General features: G+C 65.9%; 27 protein-coding genes. 19 read left to right on the forward strand and 8 right to left on the reverse strand.

What is annotated here, in order from left to right; genetic code table 11:
- Positions 1-79: 79 nt before the first annotated feature.
- Positions 80-478, reverse strand: a complete 399-nt coding sequence (locus NMQ16_RS05660) for a type II toxin-antitoxin system VapC family toxin (RefSeq protein WP_257079535.1) — start codon at positions 476-478, stop codon at positions 80-82.
- Positions 475-708, reverse strand: a complete 234-nt coding sequence (locus tag NMQ16_RS05665; RefSeq protein WP_257079536.1) for a type II toxin-antitoxin system Phd/YefM family antitoxin — start codon at positions 706-708, stop codon at positions 475-477. The genes NMQ16_RS05660 and NMQ16_RS05665 overlap by 4 nt, the downstream gene beginning before the upstream one ends.
- Before the next feature lie 171 nt (positions 709-879).
- Between NMQ16_RS05665 and NMQ16_RS05670 the strand changes: the two genes are divergently transcribed.
- The 3 genes from NMQ16_RS05670 (at position 880) to NMQ16_RS05680 (ending at position 2378) form a co-directional block, all read left to right on the forward strand.
- Complete coding sequence (locus NMQ16_RS05670) at positions 880-1161, forward strand: CopG family ribbon-helix-helix protein (RefSeq protein WP_257079537.1); 282 nt, start codon at positions 880-882, stop codon at positions 1159-1161.
- A 13-nt stretch (positions 1162-1174) separates the two neighbouring features.
- A complete protein-coding gene (locus NMQ16_RS05675; RefSeq protein ID WP_257079538.1) occupies positions 1175-1474 on the forward strand; it encodes a type II toxin-antitoxin system RelE/ParE family toxin in 300 nt (99 codons plus the stop codon).
- A 328-nt stretch (positions 1475-1802) separates the two neighbouring features.
- Entirely contained in the window at positions 1803-2378 is a 576-nt protein-coding gene (locus tag NMQ16_RS05680; RefSeq protein ID WP_257079539.1) for a hypothetical protein, read from the forward strand.
- Between the two features lie 19 nt (positions 2379-2397).
- Here the strand turns inward: NMQ16_RS05680 and NMQ16_RS05685 are convergent, their stop codons facing one another.
- Positions 2398-2643, reverse strand: a complete 246-nt coding sequence (locus NMQ16_RS05685) for a hypothetical protein (RefSeq protein ID WP_257079540.1) — start codon at positions 2641-2643, stop codon at positions 2398-2400.
- 166 nt (positions 2644-2809) lie between these two features.
- Between NMQ16_RS05685 and NMQ16_RS05690 the strand changes: the two genes are divergently transcribed.
- The 3 genes from NMQ16_RS05690 (at position 2810) to NMQ16_RS05700 (ending at position 5273) form a co-directional block, all read left to right on the forward strand.
- Positions 2810-3841: an alpha/beta hydrolase gene (locus NMQ16_RS05690; RefSeq protein WP_257079541.1), complete on the forward strand. Its 1032-nt coding sequence runs from the start codon at positions 2810-2812 to the stop codon at positions 3839-3841.
- A 74-nt stretch (positions 3842-3915) separates the two neighbouring features.
- Positions 3916-4479 (forward strand): L,D-transpeptidase family protein, encoded by a 564-nt coding sequence (locus NMQ16_RS05695; protein ID WP_257079542.1) that lies wholly within the window; start codon positions 3916-3918, stop codon positions 4477-4479.
- 179 nt (positions 4480-4658) lie between these two features.
- Positions 4659-5273: a glutathione S-transferase family protein gene (locus NMQ16_RS05700; RefSeq protein WP_257079543.1), complete on the forward strand. Its 615-nt coding sequence runs from the start codon at positions 4659-4661 to the stop codon at positions 5271-5273.
- 139 nt (positions 5274-5412) lie between these two features.
- On the opposite strand, the gene NMQ16_RS05705 is transcribed toward NMQ16_RS05700, so the two are convergent.
- Both NMQ16_RS05705 and NMQ16_RS05710 read right to left on the reverse strand, forming a co-directional pair.
- The gene (locus tag NMQ16_RS05705) at positions 5413-6318 is read right to left on the reverse strand and encodes a PEP-CTERM sorting domain-containing protein (RefSeq protein WP_257079544.1); all 906 of its coding nucleotides are present in this window, start codon (positions 6316-6318) and stop codon (positions 5413-5415) included.
- A 192-nt stretch (positions 6319-6510) separates the two neighbouring features.
- Positions 6511-7278, reverse strand: a complete 768-nt coding sequence (locus tag NMQ16_RS05710; protein ID WP_257079545.1) for a nuclear transport factor 2 family protein — start codon at positions 7276-7278, stop codon at positions 6511-6513.
- Between NMQ16_RS05710 and NMQ16_RS05715 the strand changes: the two genes are divergently transcribed.
- The gene (locus NMQ16_RS05715) at positions 7277-7501 is read left to right on the forward strand and encodes a hypothetical protein (protein WP_257079546.1); all 225 of its coding nucleotides are present in this window, start codon (positions 7277-7279) and stop codon (positions 7499-7501) included. The genes NMQ16_RS05710 and NMQ16_RS05715 overlap by 2 nt on opposite strands.
- Complete coding sequence (locus NMQ16_RS05720) at positions 7498-8382, forward strand: AraC family transcriptional regulator (RefSeq protein ID WP_257079547.1); 885 nt, start codon at positions 7498-7500, stop codon at positions 8380-8382. Before NMQ16_RS05715 ends, NMQ16_RS05720 begins: the two co-directional genes overlap by 4 nt.
- 15 nt (positions 8383-8397) lie before the next feature.
- Here NMQ16_RS05720 and NMQ16_RS05725 read toward each other — a convergent pair whose 3' ends face one another.
- On the reverse strand, positions 8398-9474 hold the full coding sequence (locus NMQ16_RS05725; RefSeq protein WP_257079548.1) for a GlxA family transcriptional regulator: 1077 nt from the start codon (positions 9472-9474) through the stop codon (positions 8398-8400).
- A gap of 242 nt (positions 9475-9716) precedes the next feature.
- Between NMQ16_RS05725 and NMQ16_RS05730 the strand changes: the two genes are divergently transcribed.
- The 6 genes from NMQ16_RS05730 (at position 9717) to NMQ16_RS05755 (ending at position 13291) form a co-directional block, all read left to right on the forward strand.
- Positions 9717-10574: a CmcJ/NvfI family oxidoreductase gene (locus NMQ16_RS05730; protein ID WP_257079549.1), complete on the forward strand. Its 858-nt coding sequence runs from the start codon at positions 9717-9719 to the stop codon at positions 10572-10574.
- A gap of 10 nt (positions 10575-10584) precedes the next feature.
- The gene (locus NMQ16_RS05735) at positions 10585-11187 is read left to right on the forward strand and encodes a 2-hydroxychromene-2-carboxylate isomerase (protein WP_257079550.1); all 603 of its coding nucleotides are present in this window, start codon (positions 10585-10587) and stop codon (positions 11185-11187) included.
- On the forward strand, positions 11165-11626 hold the full coding sequence (locus NMQ16_RS05740) for a PaaI family thioesterase (protein WP_257079551.1): 462 nt from the start codon (positions 11165-11167) through the stop codon (positions 11624-11626). The genes NMQ16_RS05735 and NMQ16_RS05740 overlap by 23 nt, the downstream gene beginning before the upstream one ends.
- Before the next feature lie 34 nt (positions 11627-11660).
- On the forward strand, positions 11661-12140 hold the full coding sequence (locus NMQ16_RS05745) for a cupin domain-containing protein (RefSeq protein WP_257079552.1): 480 nt from the start codon (positions 11661-11663) through the stop codon (positions 12138-12140).
- A gap of 344 nt (positions 12141-12484) precedes the next feature.
- Entirely contained in the window at positions 12485-12676 is a 192-nt protein-coding gene (locus NMQ16_RS05750) for a YjfB family protein (RefSeq protein ID WP_257079553.1), read from the forward strand.
- Between the two features lie 153 nt (positions 12677-12829).
- Entirely contained in the window at positions 12830-13291 is a 462-nt protein-coding gene (locus NMQ16_RS05755; protein ID WP_257079554.1) for a hypothetical protein, read from the forward strand.
- Between the two features lie 144 nt (positions 13292-13435).
- Here the strand turns inward: NMQ16_RS05755 and trxC are convergent, their stop codons facing one another.
- Positions 13436-13855, reverse strand: coding sequence for a thioredoxin TrxC (gene trxC / locus NMQ16_RS05760; protein ID WP_257079555.1), 420 nt, complete (start codon positions 13853-13855; stop codon positions 13436-13438).
- A 379-nt stretch (positions 13856-14234) separates the two neighbouring features.
- Here trxC and NMQ16_RS05765 point away from each other — a divergent pair, with 379 nt between their 5' ends.
- From NMQ16_RS05765 to NMQ16_RS05785, 5 genes are all read left to right on the forward strand, one after another.
- A complete protein-coding gene (locus tag NMQ16_RS05765; RefSeq protein WP_257079556.1) occupies positions 14235-15293 on the forward strand; it encodes a PHB depolymerase family esterase in 1059 nt (352 codons plus the stop codon).
- Positions 15294-15442: 149 nt separating this feature from the next.
- Positions 15443-16612: a glycosyl hydrolase gene (locus NMQ16_RS05770; protein WP_257079557.1), complete on the forward strand. Its 1170-nt coding sequence runs from the start codon at positions 15443-15445 to the stop codon at positions 16610-16612.
- Between the two features lie 22 nt (positions 16613-16634).
- Entirely contained in the window at positions 16635-16892 is a 258-nt protein-coding gene (locus NMQ16_RS05775; protein WP_257079558.1) for a MoaD/ThiS family protein, read from the forward strand.
- Between the two features lie 294 nt (positions 16893-17186).
- Positions 17187-18062, forward strand: coding sequence for an archaetidylserine decarboxylase (gene asd / locus NMQ16_RS05780; protein WP_257079559.1), 876 nt, complete (start codon positions 17187-17189; stop codon positions 18060-18062).
- 303 nt (positions 18063-18365) lie between these two features.
- Positions 18366-20063: a mechanosensitive ion channel family protein gene (locus NMQ16_RS05785; protein WP_257079560.1), complete on the forward strand. Its 1698-nt coding sequence runs from the start codon at positions 18366-18368 to the stop codon at positions 20061-20063.
- 844 nt (positions 20064-20907) lie between these two features.
- Here the strand turns inward: NMQ16_RS05785 and NMQ16_RS05790 are convergent.
- Entirely contained in the window at positions 20908-21822 is a 915-nt protein-coding gene (locus NMQ16_RS05790; RefSeq protein WP_257079561.1) for a hypothetical protein, read from the reverse strand.
- Between the last annotated feature and the right edge of the window lie 372 nt (positions 21823-22194).

Consider the following 22194-nt stretch of genomic DNA (forward strand, 5'->3'; position numbering starts at 1 on the left):
TGGGGTTCAGATCGCCAGCTTCATCACAGCCCCTTGGTTTGCCGCTCAAGGTCAGGCGCCCGCTACCCCTCACCCCGTGTCACCAGATCGCCCGCACATGCGGGTAGGCCCTGATCTTTTCGTCGGCGCTGACCAGTGGTGCGGCGAACTTGCGCGCGGTGGCGACGATGATGCGGTCGGCCGGGTCCTTGTGGAAGTCCCCCGGCAGTTGCACGCTCTTGACCGCGATTTCGCTGTCCACTGGCACGATCTGTACCGCGTCGATCCGGCTGAGGGTGTCGAGCCAGGATTCGATGTCCATCGACAGCGCGACACGCCCGCGCTCGACCAGCATGGCCAGTTCCCAGGCCGAGATGCTTGAAACGAGGATCTGGCCGCCGTCCATTTCGGCGTCGATGGCTGATGCCGCGGCGGCGGACAATTGTGCGCGTTCGCCGTTGGCCCACCACAGTAGCGCGTGGGTATCGAGCACGATCATCGCGCGGCGTCCCAGTCGTCCTCGCCCACCGGTTCGGTCGGCCGGTCGTAACGCAGTACCGAGCCGCGCAGGATGTCCAGCGGCGAGCGCTCCTGCGGTGTGAAGCGGCGCACTTCCAGCCGCGGTTCGCCGCGGTCGGTCACGATGAGGGGTTCGCCGCTGCGTTCCACGTCGCGGAAGTATTCGAGTGCGCGCGCCTTGAACTGCGATTTGGACACTTCGGTACTCATATCAGGCCTCTTCTGAGCATAGTCACGAAACCATGGTCATCTTAGGCGCTGAATCCGTTGCAAACAAGGGCGACCATCAGGAAGCGTGGATGTAGCGACATGTCCGTCGGCTCGCGCTGTCGCTGGTGCGTTAGTGCTACCATGGTGTCACCTCTTTCGGGAGTACCGACAATGGCGAGCACCACAACGCTCAAGCTGTCCGACGAACTCAAGGTGCGCATCGCCTCGGCGGCGCAGCAGTCAGGCAAGACCGCGCATGCCTTCATGGTCGAGGCGCTGGAACTGCAGACTGAGTTGGCCGAACGTCGTAGTGCTTTCGTAGCCGATGCGCTGCTGGCGCGGGAAGAGGTCGCGCGTTACGGTCTGGTGGTGGATGCCGACGAAGTGTTCGATTACCTGAAGGCGCGCGCCGACAGAAAGGCCGCCCGAAAGCCAGACCCGTCGGCGATCTGAGCACCGACCTGCATTGAGCAGACGTCTGGTTCTGGCGCCGCGCGCGCTGGCCGATCTGGAACGGCTGACCGAATTTCTCATGCAAGCGGACGCTCCCGCGACGGCTGCAGAAACGCTGCCCCTGCTGCAGTCAGGTCTCGCGCTGTTGCGCCAGCATCCGTTGATCGGCCGCAAGGTCGAACATGGTCTGCGCGAGTTGGTGATTTCGCACGGCCGGACGGGTTACGTGGCCCTGTATGACTATGACGCGGGCCGCGACATGGCGATCGTGCTGGCGGTCAGACACCAGCGCGAGGGCGGTTACGCGGATTGAGCGCTGTGGCTTCGTCGCTGCGCGCGGGTTGCGCTTTCAGACAGCCTTGCCGGGCTCCTGAATCCAGGCGGGGATGTCGCGCTGACCCTGCAACACGCGCCAGACGTCGATAGGGTCAGGGCGCTCGATGTAGAACATGAAATGTGGTCAGTTCGTCAGTGGCCAGGTACGCAGACCCGGCAGATCGAGCCCGTGGGAAACCTCAAGGTCAGACCTCATTTTCCAGTGCGGGACGATTGCTTGAGATGCCTGACGTAACGCCGAAATAAGGTTATTTGTCATAATTCGCCGGCAAAATGCTGATCTCATTTCGACGCGGATCTTTCCCATGCATCGTTTTTTCGCCGCCTTCCTCTCCTTCCTTGCTCTATATGGAACAGGCGAAGCGTCGAATGCCATTGTGATCGATGCACCGATCCCTGACGTCCGACTTCGGCTCTCCGACTTCGCTGAGGTGGTTGACGGAGCCGATGTGGCCTTCCTGGATGCCTACGAGCAATCCCGCCTGCTTGTCACTGATGGCAAGGTCAGCTTCCTCACACTTCATGACAATGCTTCGGCTGTGATCAATGGTGGCGAGATCAGTTGGATTCACTTGCACGACCGTAGTGTCGTTCGGCTTACCAATGCTGACAGCTTGGGTTGGCTCGTCTTTCACGGTGCCGACTCCAGGGCTGACATTGTTGGGAACAATGTCAGCTACGAAGATGGCGTGCTGAAGGGCTCCTGGGCGAACGGCACCACTTTCTCGATCTGGGCAATCCACGAAGGGATGCAGATTCCGATTTCAATCCCGCCCAACATATTTGTAACGCCAATTCCCGAGCCCAGTCCCTGGATGCTCTTTGCGCTTTCCGTACCTTTCCTGCTCACGGGCCACCGCTCCAGATCGGGCACTCGGTAACCCCCTGCCCCTTTTCACCCTATCGCCCGCCCATGCGGATAGGTCCTGATTGGCTCACCTGTTCGTCCACGAAGGATTTCAGCGTGTCCGGCAGAGAAATGTTCATCGTGCTGATAACCCCAAAACTAGAAGGCTTGGCAACATCCGTCAAGACTGCTTGCGGATCCAGCCCGTAGGTTGGGGTGAGCGCAGCGATGCCCAACATGAGCCCGAACAGAAGCGTGCAGGACGCGTAGCTTGGGTTGAGCGCAGCGATGCCCAACATCAGGCGCGTGGCGCGAGATATCGCGGGTGACGAGCGAAGCTGTTCCCTTCGAGCGCACCGGTACGATACGAGCGCGGCCCCGTGGCGCGAAACATGTACCCTGCCTCGGAATCGCGTCGGCGCTCCCGCGTCGACCGTGTGTCTGCCTGCCCATCCGGAGAGTGCCGTGTCCCTGCTACGTCTGAGTGTCCTGCTGTGTGCGGTGCTGCTGCCGCTCTGTCTTCCTGCGCGTGCGGCGGAAGACTCTGCGGTTAAAGACCTCTCGAAGCTGTCCTACGATGCCCGGCTGACCGGTTACGCATACGCGTACGACGTGAAGTTCTTCCCGATCGTGTCGCAGGGCCAGTCGCTGGAAATGGCGTACATCTTTCTTCCGGGCGAGGGCGGCAAGCCGGTGGTCACGCTGTTGCACGGCAAGAATTTCAACGCCGATTACTGGGCGTCCACCGCCCGCCATCTGCAGAAGCAGGGCTATGGCGTGCTGATGCCCGACCAGATCGGGTTCGGCAAATCGTCCAAGCCGATGCAGTACCAGTATTCGTTCCCCGTGTTGGCGAGCCACACGCGCGCGCTGATGAAGTCGCTCGGCATCGAAAGATCGGTCGTCATCGGGCATTCGATGGGCGGCATGCTGGCCAGTCGCTTCGCGTTGATGTTTCCGCAGGCGGTGCAGCAACTGGTGCTGGTGAACCCGATCGGTCTGGAAAACTACCTGAAGTATGCCGAGTACAAGGACACCGACTTCTTCTACAAGGCGGAGCAGGCACAGACGGCCGCGGGCATCGCCAAGTATCAGCGCGACAATTACTACGCCGGCCAGTGGAATGAACGCTACGAGGCGCTGACCCGCTTTCTCGTCGGCCAGCTGCAGGGGCCGGACAAGGCGCAGGTGGCGTGGGTCAATGCGCTGACCTACGACATGATCTTCACCCAGCCGGTCGTGACCGAATTCGGTGACCTGTCGGTGCCGGTCAGCCTGATCATCGGAACGCGGGATCGTACCGGCCCCGGTCGAGGCTGGATGAGAGCCGGCGTCGATTACGAACCCGGGCGCTATGACCGGCTCGGCAAGACGGCCGCCGCGCTGATTCCCGGCGCCGTCCTGTACGAGCTGCCGGATCTGGGTCACATGCCGCAGATCGAGAATTTCGACGTTTTCACCGGGGTGCTGGACAAGGCGCTGGCCGGCCGCAGGTAGTTCGCAGCGCGCTGCAGCAGCACACTCAGAACCGCTGCTCGGATCCCCGGCCCGGCCAGGACCCTATCCCGAAGGTGAAGGCAATTCACTCCACCATCCCATCGCTCAAGTCCGCACTGGACGCAGTCAAGATTGCGCAAAGCCACCGCTACCGATTCACGATGCGACGCCTGTTCTGCCTGCTGCTTGCACTTTCGACCCCGTGCGCGTTCGCGCAGGCCGACAGGGTTCGCGTACTGAAGAGCGAAAGAAAGCTCCAGATTCTCGCCGGTGACACCGTGCTGCACGAGTTCGGCATCGCGCTGGGCGGCCGCCCGCTCGGGCACAAGCAGCAGGAAGGCGATCAGCGGACACCGGAAGGTCGTTACACACTCGATTACCGCAAGCCGGACAGCGCCTATTACAAGGCGCTGCACATTTCCTATCCCGAGGCGCGTGATGTCGCGCGGGCGAAGGCGGCAGGCGTTTCGCCCGGCGGCCTGATCATGATCCACGGGCAGCGCAATGGCTTTGGCTGGTTGGCGCCGCTGACCCAGCGTTTCGACTGGACCGATGGCTGCATCGGCTTGCGCAACGAGGACATGGACGTCGTCTGGCAGATCGTCGGGAACGGAACGCCGATTGACCTGCTCCCGTAGAAGGGAGAGCCGGGTCAGACCCGCCCGATGCATCGACGGCGTCCTGCCCGACTGACGGGCCACCGCGCGAGCAGAACCTCTGGTGCCACCCGCCACCCGCCACCCGCCACCCGCAATGCGCCTCGCGTTGCGCGCTTCTTGCTTCCATGCCGCTATCCGTCATTCCTCGGCATCGCCCCATGAAGTTCTACATGACCCCCGGCTCGTGCACGACCGGCATCCACATCCTGCTCGAGACGCTGGAACTGCCTTTCGAGGCCTGGATCGTCAGTATTCCGGCGGGCGACCATCTCGCGCCGGGTTATGTCGCAATCAATCCGAAGTCCACGATCCCGACACTGGTGCGCGACGATGGCAGCGCGCTGACCGAGTTCCAGTCCATCGCCTGGTGGCTGGCGCGCACCCACCCGAGGGCGAATTTGCTGCCCACCGACGCGGAAGGCGAAACCCGTGTGCTCGAAGTGATGGACTATGTCGTCGGCACACTGCACGGCCAGGGCTTTGCGCGCATCTTCGCCCCCGACAAGTTCGCCACCGACCGCGCGCAGCACGAGGCGGTGCAGGCGCGCGGGCGGGAGATCGTCGAACAGGGCTTCGCCATCGTCGACACTCAACTGCCGCGCCTGCGCGAGTTGGCGGGTGACTTCTGCATCGCCGATGCCGCCTTGTTCTACGTCGAGTTCTGGGCCGGCCATTGCGGCATCGATCTGCCGCCGAACTGCCGGGCGCACTACGAACGCATGCGTGCCCGGCCGGTCGTAGCCAGCGTGCTGCGCGAAGAAGGGTATCGCTGAGACCACCGCAGGAAACATCAGACGCAACGCGTGCGGTTAGACGCCCTCGCAACAGCGTGGTGCTTCAAGAAATGAGCAAGATATCGTGATTCGCAAGACACCTCAGCGCTTGCGCACCCCGCTGCGAGGTGTCGCTCCGTCAGGCAGTGCCGCGCGGGCGCCTGCACATCACTACCGCCAGGCCGGCCAGCATCAGCGACAGCGTTGTCGGCTCGGGCACTGCCGCGGCCACCCAGGTCAGCGGCACCGGGCTGATCACGGTCACGCCCGCCGGAAGATCCAGAAAGAGCTGCAGGCCCCGGCTGCCGAAATAGCCGTCGGTTTCGGCGAACCAGCTCATGGTGTCGCTGGTCCCGGCGCTGGACCACTGCTGCAGCAGTGCCTGTACCTGGAATGACTGGCCCACGCCCACGGTGAAGGCCGGTGCGCTCAACGTGGCGCTCAGGGCCAGACCGAAGGGATCGATCGCAGGCACCACGACATAACCTCCGGTCTCGGTCTCGTTCGCGTTGATGATGGGCGGCAGCCCGCCGTCGCGATCGAAATGCTGATAGTCCAGCCGCGCGGCGCCGCCGCCGACGCCCGGCAACTGACCACCCAGCACGCCAATGACGGTGTTCCCGGCGTTGCCCGCGGGCCCGACACCCGCAACGCGCAACATGCTGACATCGAGATTTGCGCGCAAGTCGCCGGCCGCGAGCACCAGCGGCGCGGTACCGGTGTTTTCGAAGCTGACGGTGATGCCGGCGTACGACGCGACCGTGCCGTCGGGGTAGTTGAACGAGCTGGAGTAGGCCTGCATGCGGCCATCGGCCAGCGCGCTGCGCCCGCGCGTCGTGGCATCCGTGGCGATGCCGTGGTCCCGCTCGACAAACAGTGGGTCAGGGTCCGTTCCGCTGGGCGCAGATCCCTGCCACTGCACGAATACACTGCTGAGGGTGACGGTCAGCTGCGCCTGGGCCATGGCAGCGGGCACCGCGACGGTCAGCAGCAAAGCGGCCAAGATTCTGGAAATCCATCGTGTCGACATGATTGCCCCCGTCATGTGATTGTCGGTGCCGAACTGTTAATTTGTGTCAAGCATCAGGCGTGCCTTTCGATCGAAGATTTTTATTTTCAAGAGCTTGCGAAAAGACAGTCGCGCGAAGCTGTCTGCATGTAAAAAATTTCGACCACGGTGAATGATGGCGCGCCGTTTCCGACCGGCCGCGCCATCCTGAAAGCCGACGCCCGCGCGTCAGAACTTGCCGTTGCCGTTCTTCCACTCGGTGCGCGGCGGAATGGTTTCCAGCGTGTCCCAGTGTTCGGCGATCCGGCCGTTCTCCACCCGGAACAGGTCGTAGTACGCGGTCGGCTTGCCGGCAAACTCGCCTTCGCTGACGGTCAGCACGAAGTTGCCCTCGCCCAGCACCTTGTGAACCGTGTGGTACTTCAAGGTGATGCCCGCCCTGGCCAGGCCTTCGAGCGCCGTGCCCAGTCCGCTCAGGCCGTCGGCGATCTGCGGATTGTGCTGGCGGTAGTGGTCACCGTCGAAGTAGGCGGTCAGGCGATCAAGGCGGCCGTTGACCAGCACGTCGTCGACGAAGGCCGCCACCAGCTTCTTGTTGGCGTCGGTCCTGTCCAGGTCGGTGATCGCGGTCGGGCCGTCGATCATCGTGCGCCCGCTCGGGTTGGGCGCGGCTGGCGTCGGCTGCAGGTTGTCCCAGTGCTCGACGATGCGGCCGTTTTCGAAGCGGAAGATGTCGAAACCGATCTTCGGGCCGAAGAAGTCGTATTCGGTGTGGGTGAATACGTGGTCGCCGTCCTGGAACACCCGCACCGGGTTGACCCGCGCCGATCCCTCGGGCAGCGCGGCGAGTGCGGCGCCGAATCCGGCGAGGCCGTCGGCCACGGCGAGGTTGTGCTGCACGTAGCGGTCCGGATTGATGACGGCTACCGGCGCTGATTCACCGGTTTCGATCGCCTTGAGAAGGGCGACAACTTGAGTCTTGCGGTCTGGGGTCATGGTGATTTTCTCCTTCGAAGTGGTATGTCCGGCGCAGCCGGTCAGGACGATCGCCGCGACGACCGCGGCGGTGGCATGGGCAAGGCGGGGGCTTTTCATCGGCGTAGATGCTGGGTTGTCATCGAACACGCAGTCTGTCCGGATGCGCGCGAAACGCCGAGGTTGCGATCCGGCAAGTTATGGTCAAAATCGCGTATCGGAAAAATTCTGGGTGCACGCATGAACACGACGGCGCAGGTCCGCGATACCCATTTCGATAACGCCCGCCTGTCGGAAATCGGCGTCGAGGTGCTCAGCCTCGATGACCTGCGCAGCCGGGTGACGGCAGATCGGCTGGCCGAAGCGGAGCGCGTCGACTTCCTGATCGTTCTGCTGATCAGCGAGGGGACCTGCGAACACCTGATCGACTTCCAGCCGGTGCGCCTGGCGCCGGGCGCCGTGGTGGTCGTGCGCCCCGGTCAGGTGCAGCAGTGGCGCCTGCATCCGGATGTGCACGGCCTGCTGCTGCTGGTGGACACCCGGCTGGCGCAACTGGCCGCCAGCGCGCTGGCCGACCCGGCCTTCCAGTTGCTGCAGATCGACGAGTGGCCGGCTGCGTTCGTGTTGTCCGCCGAGGATCAGCGCGACGGCGAAGCGCTCACGCGCGTGCTCGAACGCCAGCTCGACCGGGATCGCGTCGATGACGTCAGTGCGCGGCTGGCGCGCGAATTGTTCCTGAGCCTGATGGTGTTGCTGAGCCGTGCCGCACGCATCGCCGCGCCTGCGCGCACCGCGCAGGAACGCCTGTTCCAGCGCTTGCAGCGTGACCTGGATGCTTCGGTCAGCACCCGGCCGACGGTGGAAGCGATCGCCCGGCGACTGCGGGTGTCGCCCAGCACGCTGTCGCGCGTCTGCCTCGAGCGCGTCGGCGTGTCGGCGAAGGCATTCATCGATCGCCGCACGGTGCTCGAGGCGCAACGCCTGCTGGTGCATACCGGTGCGACGACGACGGCCATCGGTGAGGCGCTGGGCTTTTCCGAGCCCACCAATTTCCTCAAGTTCTTCAAGCGCGTCGTGGGCATGACGCCGGATGCGTTTCGAAGGCTCTACCGTCCGGCCGCCTGAACACGGTCGCGCCGGTCAGCGCGATGTCCCGGGCTCGCAGGGCGCATCCGGTGTCGCGTGTGCATGGGCATGTCCATCATCACGACGGCGGTCAGGATCGGCGGCGCTGGCGGCCGACGCCCGGCGCGACCGGGGCCGGATTCCATGCGGCGTCATGCCGCGTTCGCGGCGCAGCAGCTTGCGCAGCATCGACGCATCCGCATAGCCCACTTGTGCCGCCACCGACTCGATCGACGCGCGGCCGGTTTCGAGCAGTTGCGTCGCGCGCTCGACGCGCAGTTTCTGCACGTACTGGATCGGCGACATGCCGACCGCGGATGCGAAGTGCCGGCTCAGCGTGCGCGGCGTCATGTGCAGCGCCTCGGCCAGCAGGGCGAGCGTGACCGGTTCGCCGAGGTGGGTCTGCAGCCAGCGGTCGGCGCGCTGCAGCGTAGGCGTCTGGCAGACCAGATGCGAGGCGATCGCGTACTGGCTCTGCGACACGCGGTGATCGAGCATCAGGAAGCGCGCGCAACGGCGCGCCAGTTCGTCGGAACCGTGACGGGCCACCATTGCCAGCATCAGATCAGCCTGGGCCAGCGCGGCGCCGGCCGTGCTGATCGCGCCGTCACGGACCACCATGCGCGCCATGTCGAGATCGACGCGCGGAAAGCGCTCGCGGAACCACGGCGCCAGCCACCAGCTCGTCGTGGCGACGCGGCCGTCGAGCAGGCCGGCCTGCGCCAGCGCAAAGGTGCTGACGCAGGACGCCGCCACTTCGCTGCCAGCGCCGAGCCAGCCGCCCGCCCGATCCATCGCCTTCACGACTTCGCGGGTCGCCAGCCAGCCTTCGAGCTCGCTGCGCGAGGGGCGATTGGCACCCGGCAGCAGCAGCAGCTCCGGCGGCGGCAGATCGGCCATGCGCGCGAGCGGCCCGACTTCGAGCCCGGAACCGCTGCGCTCCCGCCGCCGTCCGCTGCCGGCCAGCGTGATGTCGAACAGGGGTGGCCGGTCCGCGAGCACGCACAGGCGATTGGCGGTGTTCATCACGTCGAGCGTGATGCCCAGACTGATGTCCAGCACGCCGGGCAGGATCAGTACGGCTGTTTTCATGATGTCCATATTAGCCCGATCGATGTCGATATGGACACTCGAAGGCGAAGCCGCGCGGCCTCAGCATGGAGGCCTGATCCAACGCCCGTCCATGTCCTCAAGGAGCCCGCATCCATGTCGCCCTCACTGCTGGCCGCGCTGCTGTACGCCGCCCTGACCCTGCTGGTCCAGATCGCGCTGCTGACGACCTGGGCCGTGCGCCTGCTGTGGGGGGCCGTGCAATGAAGACCGGAGCCAATCAAATGACCACGCATGACGAACTTGATCCGCGCCTTGACGCGCGGCGGACCACCGGTGGGCTGGACTACCTGCACGACAGCGCCGGCGCGCCGTTCAATTACATGTACCCGCCGCCCGACGGCGAGCCGTGGGAGAACTGCAGCTATCGCACACATCGGGTCGACATCGCCGACGCCCGCCCGGCCGGGCAGGGCTTCCTGCTCGACCGTCAGGGTTTCGAACTGCGCGACGCCCCGACCGGCCACGCGGGCTTCGACGACGACGAACGCATCCGCGCGCGCTACTACCCGGAAGTCGAAGCCATCGCCCGGGACGCCACCGGCGCGACGCGCGCATTGTGCTTCGACCATCAGGTGCGCCGGCGCAGCCTTGGCGAACAGCACCTCACCTTCGGCCGGCAGAACGCGCAGGCTTCGGCCGTCGGACGCGTGCACAACGACTACTCGGAGGCGAGCGGTCTGGCGCGGCTCGGCCTCGTGCTGCGCGAGGACGCGGCGCGATCGCGCATCCGTCGCTACGCGGTGGTGAATGTATGGCGGCCGCTGATCGAGCCGGTCGTCGATGCCCCGCTGGCCATGTGCGATGCGCGGTCGGTGATGGTGCAGGATCTGGTGGCGGCGGAAATCCGCTATCCCGATCGCAGCGGTGAAATCTATCTGCTGAAGCATGCGCCGCAGCATCGCTGGTACTACTTTTCGAACATGGCGAAGCATGAAGTGCTGGTGTTCAAGCAATACGACTCGCAGGCGAGCGGCGTGTCACGATTCACCCCGCACGCCGCCTTCCTCGATCCGGCGGCACCTGTTGATGCGCCGCTGCGCGCCAGCATCGAGGCGCGCTGCCTCGTGCTTTTCGACTGAAAGGTCCGTCATGAACGATCCGTTTGTCGAATACTGGTTCGACTTTGCGAGCCCCTACAGCTACCTCAGTACGCTGCGCATCGAAGCACTGGCCCGCGAGCGCGGCGTGCGTGTCGCGTGGCGCCCGCTGCTGCTCGGCCCGATCTTCCGCTCCGCCGGCTGGGACAGTTCGCCCTTCCTGCAGCAGCCGGTCAAGTTCGCCTGGATGTGGACGGATCTCGAGCGCCAGTGCGCGCGCCATGGGCTGCCCTGGCGCAAGCCGTCGCAATTCCCGCGCAACAGCCTCTTGCCGGCGCGCATTGCGCTCGCCCACGGCGACGCGCCGTGGATCGCGACCTTCTGCACCCGCGTGTTCGAACTGAATTTCGTGCATGACACGGAAATGAATGATGTCGCAACGATGCAGCGCGTGCTGGACGCGCTCGGTCTTCCTGCCGACGAGCTGATCGCGCGGGCGCAGTCGCCCGACGCGAAGCAGGCACTGCGCGAACAGACCGAACGCGCGGCGCAGCGCGGCCTGTTCGGCGCGCCGAGCTTTTTCGTCGGCGACGCCCTGTACTGGGGCAACGATCAGCTGGAGGACGCACTCGATGCCGCCGCCTGCCGCATCTGACGACAACAGCGCGCCGGCCGGTTTCTCGCCGCGGGTGCTGCGCGGGCCGTTCTTCGGCGGCCGCACGGTATTCACCGCCGACGCGGCGAGCGCGGATCACTTCATGGCCCGTATCACCGCCGACGACTGCAACCGGATGGGCATCACGCACGGCGGCGTCATCGCCACGCTGGCCGACATTTTCATCGTCGGCTTCATCGCCGCGCAGATGCCGGCGGATACCCGGATGGTGACGGCCGGCCTTTCCATCGACTACCTCGGCCCGAGCACGGCAGACGACTGGCTGATCGGCCGCATTCATGCGCACCGCATCGGCCGTCGGCAGTGCGTCGCCTCCGGCGAGTTCCGCGTCGGCAACCGGACGGTTGCACTGATCAGGGCGAGTTGCGCCATCCTTCAGGATCCCGGACGTCGGGACCCGTTGCCTTCGGACTCCTGAATCACCCCTCGTCACCCCACAACGAGACTCGACCATGCCGGAACCCACCCGCCCGATTGCCCTTCTTGCCGCAGACGCAGCGCCCCGAACCCGGCCATCGTTTTATCCGGAACCGTTCGCGTCGCGCATGCGCGGTCGCACGAAACGTGCGCTGGGCGACCCGTTCGGCCTGCGCAACTTCGGCGTGAATCTGACGCGGCTCGAGCCGGGTGCGGTGTCGGCGCTGCGCCATGCGCACAGCCGGCAGGACGAATTCATCTACGTGCTCGAAGGGCAGCCGGCGCTGCACACCGACGAAGGACTCACGCGCCTGGCACCCGGCATGTGCGCCGGTTTCCCGGCCGGCAGCGGCAACGCCCACTGCCTGATCAACGACACGGCCGCAGCGGTCGTCTATCTGGAAATCGGCGACCGCAGCAGCGGTGACAGGGCAAGCTACCCGGACGATGACCTGCGGGCCGACCTGATCGAAGGTCAGTGGGCATTCAGCCGCAAGGATGGCAGCGCGTACTGAGGCGGCGGTCAGCCCGAACGGAGCTGTCTCGAGTACGGCGCGTGGCGCGCGAACTTCCGCCACGCGGCCTGCGCCTCGGCCTGTGTTGGGCATCGCTGCGCTCACCCCAACCTACGAATGAAGCGAGGTGGCAAACCCGGCCCGGCACGTAGGTTGGGGTGAGCTCAGCGATGCCCAACATCCCACCCGAGAATCATCGCTTCGTCGCATCAAACACGTAGGTTGGGGTGAGCGCAGCGATGCCCAACATTTCCCCCAACCATCGGCAAGCGATCCTCAAGATCATGAGCCCGGCGGTCGTTAGCCCTGACTTCACGCCGTGTTCCGGCGCAAGGAGTTCTCCGATGGACGTATCCGCCATTGCCAGTACCGCCACGGCGCTCTCGCAGGCAAGGGTGGCCGACGCCGCCGGGACGCTGGTGCTGAAGAAGGCGCTGGACATCCAGGCCGCCAGTGCGCTGCAACTGCTGCAGGCCCTCCCCACACCTTTGCCGGCCGGATCGTCCGGCACGCATCTGATCGACACCTACGCCTGAGCGCTTCGCTCGCGTCGTGCGCCGACCCGGCGGGTGCGGTCGAACGAAGCGGACGGCGGCACTTGTTGGTACGCTTCCGCTTCGAGTCGGAGTGGGCTCGGGCGTCCTGCATGCGCCTGCTTCCGCACTGCGATGGCACGGCGAGGTGAGCCCATGAAGTCATGCTGGATGTCTGTTGCCGCCATCGGCCTGCTGGCCGGTGCGCCGGCGCATGCGATCGACGCGAAGTACGCGCGGCAGCTCGAACGCTCCGGCTGCACCCAGATGTCGGAACTGCAAGGCTGCGACATCACGAAAACGCGCGCTGAAAACGCCGCGGCCGGTTTTGTCACCGCGGCGCCCGCGGGCGCCGGCCCGGCCACGCCAGCCACGCCCTACGCCGGACAATGGGTCGCCCGGGCCGCGGATGGCTCGACCTTCGCCACGCTGCGCATCGACCGTCGCGAACGGGTGTGGGTGAACGGCAAGCGGGTGAAGGCGAAGCGCAGCGACGGTGCGCTCGTGTTCCGCGACGGCCCGGTCCTGTTCACCATCCAGGGCGATCGCCGCCTCACCGGCGAAGACACGTGGGCCGACTTCGACGCCGGCACGAAGGGCGTGATCGTCGCTGAATGAAGGGCGACGCGTTGCGCGGTCATTTCGTGCGGTCTTTTCCGGAGCTCACCCGGCTGCCGGAAAGCTCGATTTGGACTGGGTAAGGAACCGCGATCCGGGCTGCCAAGGCACGAATGACATGCTTCGATGCTCGGCGCGGTTGCGTCAGGTCACTGATCGAATCCATCGCACGAGATCTGCGGCGCTCATCGCACCGGATCTGCGCGCGACCTCCTGGCCGCCACGCAAAAGCACCAACGTGGGAATGCTGCGGATCTGGAACTGCGCGGCCGTGTTTCGCGCCACTTCGGTGTCGACCTTGGCAAAGCGCACGCGGGGCATCTGTGCCGCAGCCGCCGCGTACTGCGGCGCCATGACCTTGCACGGACCGCACCAGTCCGCCCAGAAATCCACCACGACCGGCAACTCCGTCGTCTGCACGTAGCGAGTGAAGGTCTGGTCGTTCAGCGCGTACGGTTCGGCCGCCAGCAGCGGCTGCTTGCAGCGCGCGCACACCGGTTGGTCGTCGAGGCGCTCGTCCGCGACGCGGTTGGTCGTGCTGCAGTGCGGACACACGATGAGCATGGTTCGATTCCTTCAAGGACAGCGGGCGCACGGGCCGAAGGGCATATCCGTTCCAGCCCGCCCCATGCTGCGATAGATGAGGCGGAATCGAGCGAAAACAACCGCTGCCTGCGCGCCGGAGGCAGCGCGTGCGTCGGAAGCGGACGATCACGTCCGGATTGACATGGCCGCGCGTCGCACCACGATATCGGCGGAGACACCGGCCTGCTCGAAGGTCGACCCGATGGCGCGTTGCGCGGCAAAGGTGTGAGCCGCTGAAATGCTCCAGTGCGGCTGCGCGTACATGCTGTACAAGCAGATGGATGGCCGTGCCTCCATAGTTATATATATGCGGAATGCGGGGCCACCCCATGGTAAGCAGGTACACGGACCCGAACGGATGGCCAAACGCAGCTGGACCTCGATCTTCACCCGAAGCATGACGCGCAGTCTGGCGACCTTGCAGCGCTCGGCGCTGCGCTCCGCATTGCCGGCCACGCGGCGTGCGCTCAAGGCGGTCACGCCGACGGTCGCGCGCGTCAAGCCGGTCGCACGCGGACGCACCGGGGTCAAGGCGCCGGGCAAGGGCGCCACGGCAGCCGGGCTGTGGCTGCCGGGCGTGGCGATCGGCCCGGCCGGTGCGCGTCGCTACCGGTTGTACCGTCCGGCCGGCATCCGATCCGGCGAACGGGTGCCGCTGCTTGTCATGCTGCACGGCTGCGGACAGGACGCAAAGGGGTTCGCTGCCAGTACGCGCATGAACCGCATCGCGGCGCGCGAGGGCTTTCTGGTGCTGTATCCGGAGCAGGAACGGCTGGCCAATGCGCAGGGCTGCTGGAACTGGTTCGACACCCAATCCGGCCGCGCATGGGGAGAAGTGGCGCTGATCATGGCCGCCATCGATCAGGTCTGCACGCTCTATCCGGCCGATCGCGAACGGGTCGCCGTGGCCGGTCTGTCGGCCGGCGCCAGCATGGCGGCGCTGCTGGTCACGCGGCACCCGGCACGATTCCGCGCGCTGGTGATGCATTCGGGCGTGCCGCCGGGCAGCGCGCATTCGACGCTGAGCGCGCTCGGCGCCATGCGCGGGCGGCGCCAAGCAGGGGCATTGCCGGCTGCGCCGATGACATCGGCGGTCGATCTGCCACCGCTGCTGGTGATCCACGGCGGGCGCGACGCGGTGGTCGCGCCCGGCAATGGCGACACCGCCGCGCGCCTGTGGGCCGAAGCCGCCGGCGCGTCTGCGGTGGCGGCGCGCACCGTGCAGCGCGGCAAGCGGCACCCGATGACAGTGACCGATCACAGGCTGCGTGGCCGCACCGTGGTCACGCAGATCGGCATCGCCGGGCTCGCGCATGCGTGGAGCGGTGGCGCTGCAAGCGAACCGTATGGCGATGCGAAGGGCCCCGATGCGTCGCGCATGGTGTGGGCGTTTGTCGCCCGGCAGTTCAAGTCCTGAGGCGGGTCGCAGCGCAATCCGGTGCCGTGCGTGCTTCCCGAACGCGCCCCGTCGGGCGGATGATCCGGTCAGGCTGGGAACGCTGTCGAAATCGGCAGCCGTCGTTCGTCGACCCGGCATCGGCGTCACGCCTGTACGAGGAGCACATCATGTCATCCGAAAACACCCAGCTTCGGCCGTCCGGTCCGACACGTCAGGTCACCCTGCTGGTCGCGACCCGCAAGGGCGCGTGGTTCTATCACGGCGACCCGGCGCGCGGCAGCTGGCGCACCGACGGGCCGCACTTCCTCGGTCACGTCATCAGTCATGTGGTGCTCGATCCGCGCGACGGCCGCACGCTGCTGGCTGCCGCGAAAACCGGCCACCTGGGACCGACGATTTTCCGATCGACCGATTTCGGCGCCAACTGGACCGAAGCGGCACGGCCGCCCGCCTTCGCCCGCGCCAAGGGCGGCGCCGGCCGGAGCGTCGACCACACCTTCTGGCTCGCGCCCGGCGCGGCGGTCGAACCGGACGTGTGGTACGCGGGCACCTCCCCCCAGGGCCTGTTCAGATCGGACGACGGCGGCATCAGCTGGACACCGTTCTCCTGCATCAACGACCATCCGGACTACCTGAATTGGATGGGCACGGTGCAGGACGGCACGCCCGACGGGCCCAAGCTGCATTCCATCATCGTCGACCCGCGCGACCCGGCGCACCTGTATTTCGCAATGTCGGGCGGCGGCGTGCATGAATCGCTCGACGGTGGCCGCAGTTTCGCGCCGCTGATCGACGGCCTCGACGTGGTCGAAGGTTTCGATGCCTCGCAACCCAGCTTCCACGACCCGCACTGCGTGCGGCTGTGCCCGACCAACCCGGACCGTCTGTACCAGCAGAATCACTGCGGCATCTACCGGCTCGACCGGCCGGATACGCGCTGGCGCAAGATCGGCGACACGATGCCGCCCGAGGTCGGCGAGATCGGCTTTCCGATGGTGGTGCATGCACGCGATGCCGACACCGCCTGGGTGTTTCCGATGGACGGTACCTCGGTGTGGCCGCGCACCAGCCCGGACGGACAGCCCGCCGTGTATGTCACGCGCGATGCCGGTGCGAGCTGGCAACGACTCGATGCAGGCCTGCCGAAGGCTCAGGCGTGGTGGACGGTGAAGCGCCAGGCCATGACGGCCGACAGCCAGGACACGATCGGCCTGTATTTCGGCACCACCAGCGGCGAACTGTGGGCCAGTCCCGACGAGGGCGCGCACTGGACCTGCATTGCGCAGCACCTGCCCGACATCTATGCGGTCGAGGTGGCGGAACGGCCCGCACCGTGACCGCTTCACGGAATATCGTCCGATGAAGGTGCTGATCCCGAGCGCTCTGCGCGCCTACACTGAAAGCGCTCATGCCGAGGCGTCCGGTGCCACGGTGGCCGACGTGCTCGACGCGCTCGAGTGCCAGTACCCAGGTATCCGCTTCCGCATGATTGACGAGCAGGGCCGCATCCGTCGTCACATCCGCATCTTCTTCGACGGCGAACAGGTACGCGACCTCGCTCAGCCGCTGCGCGCCGACGGCGAATTGATCATCGTGCAGGCGCTGAGCGGCGGCTGAACTCGAACCGACCATTGCACACGGCATGCATATCGCGGCGCCACGGCGTCGCGAGTTGCTCCTTACGCCGGGACGACGCACCTGCCGGCCTCGTCAATGCCGTGCCCTCGCCGGACGCTTCCATTAATATGCGGGACCGAAAATCCGGGGCGCTCGCCGTTGGCGAGCCATCCACTCCGCGCCACTACCCGGTCATACGTCGCAGAACGCGCGGCGGCGGGCCGCCAGACGCTGTTGCGCATCGCATGGCGCAAGGCGCCCGGGCGCGCGAAGGCCCCTTCACGAGACTGTCCGATGCCGTCTTCTGATCTTTACGATCGTCTGTTTGTCCAGCTGCAGCATGTGTTGCCCAAGCAGGCGCTGACCCGGTTCGCCGAGTTCGTCGCCAACTCGCGCGCGCCATGGACGCGCGGCATCATCCCGTGGTTCATCCGCAAGTACGGCGTGGACATGAGCGAGGCCGCCGATCCGGACCCGACGCATTACGCCTGCTTCAACGATTTTTTCACCCGCGCGCTGCGCGACGGCGTACGTCCGCTGGCCGACGCGCCCTTCGTGAGCCCGGTCGACGGCGCGGTGATCGACTGCGTGACGCTGCGTGACGCCACCATCCTGCAGGTGAAGGGGCACGCCTATTGCGCGCAGGCGCTGGTGGGCGGCGACGCGGCGCTGGCTGCGCCCTTCGAGGGCGGTGATGCGATTTCGATCTACCTGAGCCCGAAGGACTATCACCGCATCCACATGCCGTGCGACGGAGGGCTGCGGCGCATGATCCATGTGCCGGGCACGCTGTATTCGGTCAATCCGGCGACGGTGGCCGGTGTGCCCGGACTGTTCGCGCGCAACGAACGCGTCGTGTGCCTGTTCGATTCGGCGTTCGGCCCCTTCGTGCTGACGCTGGTCGGCGCCATGGCGGTTGGCAGCATGCAGACCGTGTGGCACGGCCTGATCAACCCGCCGCGCCCGGGCACGCTGCGTGACTGGCGCTACGACGAACAGGACATCCGGCTCGCGCGCGGTGAGGAAATGGGCCGCTTCCTGCTCGGCTCGACGGTGGTGATGCTGTTCCCGAAGAACGTGTTGCGCGCGCGTGCCGACTGGACGCCCGGGCGCAGCGTGCGCATGGGCGAGGAGATGGCGGAAGCGATCGCGACAGCGCCGGGGCGCTGACCGGAGCCGTCAAAGCCGTCCGCGTCGGGTGAGGGTCGTGGCGACATCCTCGGAATCAACGATTTGCAGGTCTTTCGTGGTCTCAGCCGCAGTGTGTCGGTGGGGCTGTACAGCACGATTCGAACGCTTCATGGGCGAAGCACCCCTACCTACCCGACGACGTGTCCGTGACGACGGAATGCACGCCGGTGCCCCGGCCGGAGCGGCTGCCGCCGCAGCAGGCATGACATGACGCCCCAGGCATTGGACGCCTCGCCTGGAATGCAGCATTCTGGCGACCATCGACATGATCCGGAGACGTGCGTGATCGCCTTCCGTTTCGCATTGCGCTGCCTGCGCCTGTTCTTTCTGATCTGTGCCGCGACCGGGTCTGCCGGCGCGTTTTCCCAGGTGCCGGATGCGCCGCCTGCCCCGCCCATCGCGCCTGACCGTCCGCTGTTCGAGGTGTCGCGCGGCGGCAGCGTCGACGTCGAGGAGGGCACGCTGTTCGTGAATCGACGCCGCATCGTGACCTTTCGCGCCACTTTGCTCGACGATGTGCCGGCGGTGCGCGCGCAGCAGGCCGAGGCGACGCTGGAGCGCATGCTGGCGGGCGGAGGTCCGGCGGCCATCACGCTGATCCGCGAAGGCACGACCGCCAGCCTGAAGTTCGATGGCGAACGGGTGTTCCATCTGGTGGCCGATGATGTAGGGCCGTCTTCCAGCCTGTCGTTCGATGCGGCGGGCGAAGAAGTGCAGCGTCGCCTGCAGGCCGCCGTACTCGAAGTGCGTGAAAAGGGCGATGCGCGACGCATCGGTGAAGGGCTTGCCTGGTCGGCTGGTGCCACGCTGCTCGCCCTGGTGCTGCTGAGGGGGGTGTTCTGGCTGCGTCGCAAACTGGCGGAGCGGCTCGATCGACGTCTCGCGGCATGGCAGCAGGACCGATCGGCCGGCGACCTGCTTGCGACTTATGCCGAGCACGCCCGCCGCGTGCTGAACGCCGTGTCGCGCGGACTGAGCTGGGTGGCAGCCGTGGTCCTGATCGACGCGTGGCTCAGTTTCGTGCTGCACCAGTTCCCCTGGTCCCGTCCGTGGGGCGAGCGCTCGACCGCCTGGCTGCTCGACGTGCTCGCGCAATTCGCATGGGCCATCGCCGGAGCAATCCCCGGACTGGTGATCGCAGTGCTCATTTTCCTGCTGGCGCGCATCAGCTCCAGGGCGCTCGGCGCACTGCTCGAACGGGTCGAGCGCGGCGAAGCGCGCGTAGCGGGGCTGGACGTCGATACCGCGGGGCCGACGCGTCGCCTCGGCAATCTGGTGATCTGGCTGTTCGCCCTGGCGATGGCGTATCCGTATCTGCCGGGTTCGCACAGCGAAGCATTCAAGGGCGTGTCGGTGCTGGCCGGCCTGATGCTTTCGCTCGGTGCTTCCAGCATCGTCGGTCAGGTGCTGTCGGGATTCAGCCTGATGTACTCCCGCTCGCTGCGTCCGGGCGAATATGTAAAGGCTGGCGACGCCGAAGGCACGGTGATGCACATCGGTCTGTTCGCGACCCGGATACACACCGGCATGGGCGAGGAGGTGAGCATTCCGAATGCGGTCATGTTCAGCCAGCCGGTGCGCAACTTTTCCCGCCTCGTGACCGATGGCCATTTCGTCGTGCACACGACGGTCACCATCGGCTACGCCACACCCTGGCGACAGGTGCATGCCATGCTGCTCGAGGCCTCGCGGCGCACGCCGGGTGTCGCGCAGACGCCGCAGCCCTATGTGCTGCAGACGGCGCTGTCCGACTTCTATGTCGAATACAGGATGTGCGCGCAGATCGACAAGAGCGCGCCGGCGCGGCGTGCCGAAGCGCTGAACCAGCTGCACGGCAACATCCAGGACGTGTTCAACGAGTACGGCGTACAGATCATGTCGCCGCACTACATGGCCGATACGCCGACGCCGCAGGTCGTGCCGCAGTCCGGCTGGTGGCCCAGTCCGGCACAGCCGCCGCACGAGGCGGAACGCGTCTGATCGCTTGTCCCCTGCGTTCTGCCCCTCGCGACCGGCAATAGGGAGGCGGATTTCTTCCTCTGCGGCCCGTTCGCTGCAATCGACCATCTCCAACGCGTGACTGCATCCGACAGCTTCGTGTCCCTCGTCATCTCACTGCTGTCGACGGGTGGCGTGCCGGACTGCTGCGTCGGCGCAGCGCACGCAATGCTGCATGCGGCGGGCGCTCGCTTCTGCAGGGACCCTGTGCGCCGGCGCCGGCTGATCCGCGGAGCACATTGACGGCGTGGTCACTGTCGGAAAATCGAGGAGTGCAAGACGCTGTATCTAGTCATCCGGACGCCGCAGCACACTACGGGTACCGTTCAGCGGCGCATATCGATGGCAGCTTAGCAACACTTTCAGGTCAGCCTGAAATCGCTCGCCAGCGCTTCTGCGAAAAATTGCCGATGTGCTGTAACCCTTTACCGGCAAAGGTTTCCGGATGCCGGTCCGGAGTGTTTTCGGTAATGCCAAAGAAATAAGCACCTGAAACGGGGGTCAAAAGTCGGAAAAAAATCTGGACTTTTGTGTGGATTGTTGCTTTAAAACCTGATGGTTATGTAATACTTTCGGCCCATGAATCAGTCCCTTGTGACGAAATCTTCAAGCCTCTTGTCAGTTATCGCGCTGACCGGCGATTCGGGTCGCCTGTCCCCGACGAAGTCGTTTGCATCTTCCCCGTTCCGAACTCCGAATAGTCGACCGCGATCGGCTCTTTCATCTGCCCTCCCATCCTGTCGTCACCCTGTGCGTGTGTCCGTTCCGCACGAGGTCGGTCAATGCAGGTCTGCATGCGCCGTGCGCGCGAAGGCGGCGCACTGCATCACCGTTGCTGCGCGTTCCCGGGCGATTGCCAGGGTCGATACGCGCGAAGGAATTCACGGTATGGGGCGATCCAGCCTTCATTAGTACTTTTGAATGTCGTAAGCAGCGTCGGGCTGCATACGAAGATGAACCGGGCATCCGGACGACATGTGTTGTCCGGGTGTTCTGCGGATCGGTGATCCGCAGGCCGATGCGGAGCGATCTGCATGGGCCGAAAAGTGTTCCTGGCGATGCGCAGGGTGCGCACCGTCGTGAACGGACCTTCCGCCACCGGAGGGGCTGAGGTGCTGTCAATTCCTGTTATCCAGAGGAGAGTAGTCATGGCTGAAGCTGACGCAAAGAAGGGGGCGAAGAAGGCGAGTGCCCCGAGTAAAGCTGCTGCGAAATCTGCAGCGAAGAAGGCCGCACCGGTGAAGGCTGCAGCCAAGCCGGCGGCAAAGCCCGCGGCGAAGAAGGCTGCACCGGCGAAGGCTGCGGCCAAGCCGGCGGCAAAGCCCGCGGCGAAGAAGGCTGCACCGGCAAAGGCTGCGGCCAAGCCGGCGGCAAAGCCCGCGGCGAAGAAGGCTGCACCGGCGAAGGCTGCGGCCAAGCCGGCGGCAAAGCCCGCAGCGAAGAAGGCTGCACCGGCAAAGGCTGCGGCCAAGCCGGCGGCAAAGCCCGCGGCGAAGAAGGCTGCACCGGCGAAGGCTGCGGCCAAGCCGGCGGCAAAGCCCGCAGCGAAGAAGGCTGCACCGGCAAAGGCTGCGGCCAAGCCGGCGGCAAAGCCCGCAGCGAAGAAGGCTGCACCGGCCAAGGCTGCGGCCAAGCCGGCGGCAAAGCCCGCGGCGAAGAAGGCTGCACCGGCGAAGGCTGCGGCCAAGCCGGCGGCAAAGCCCGCAGCGAAGAAGGCTGCACCGGCAAAGGCTGCGGCCAAGCCGGCGGCAAAGCCCGCGGCGAAGAAGGCTGCACCGGCGAAGGCTGCGGCCAAGCCGGCGGCAAAGCCCGCAGCGAAGAAGGCTGCACCGGCAAAGGCTGCGGCCAAGCCGGCGGCAAAGCCCGCGGCGAAGAAGGCTGCACCGGCGAAGGCTGCGGCCAAGCCGGCGGCAAAGCCCGCAGTGAAGAAGGCTGCACCGGCGAAGGCTGCGGCCAAGCCGGCAGCGAAGCCCGCAGCGAAGAAAGTGGCTGCACCGGCTGCGACCAAGGTGGTTTCGAAGTCGTCCGACCCGGCGCCTGCGCCGGCTGCTCCCGCGCCTGCCACGCCGTCGACTGCTGCCACACCGGGCATCAAGTCATCGTTGAATCCGGC

The sequence above is a fragment of the Methyloversatilis sp. XJ19-49 genome (genome assembly GCF_024580145.1).
Taxonomy (GTDB): domain Bacteria; phylum Pseudomonadota; class Gammaproteobacteria; order Burkholderiales; family Rhodocyclaceae; genus Methyloversatilis.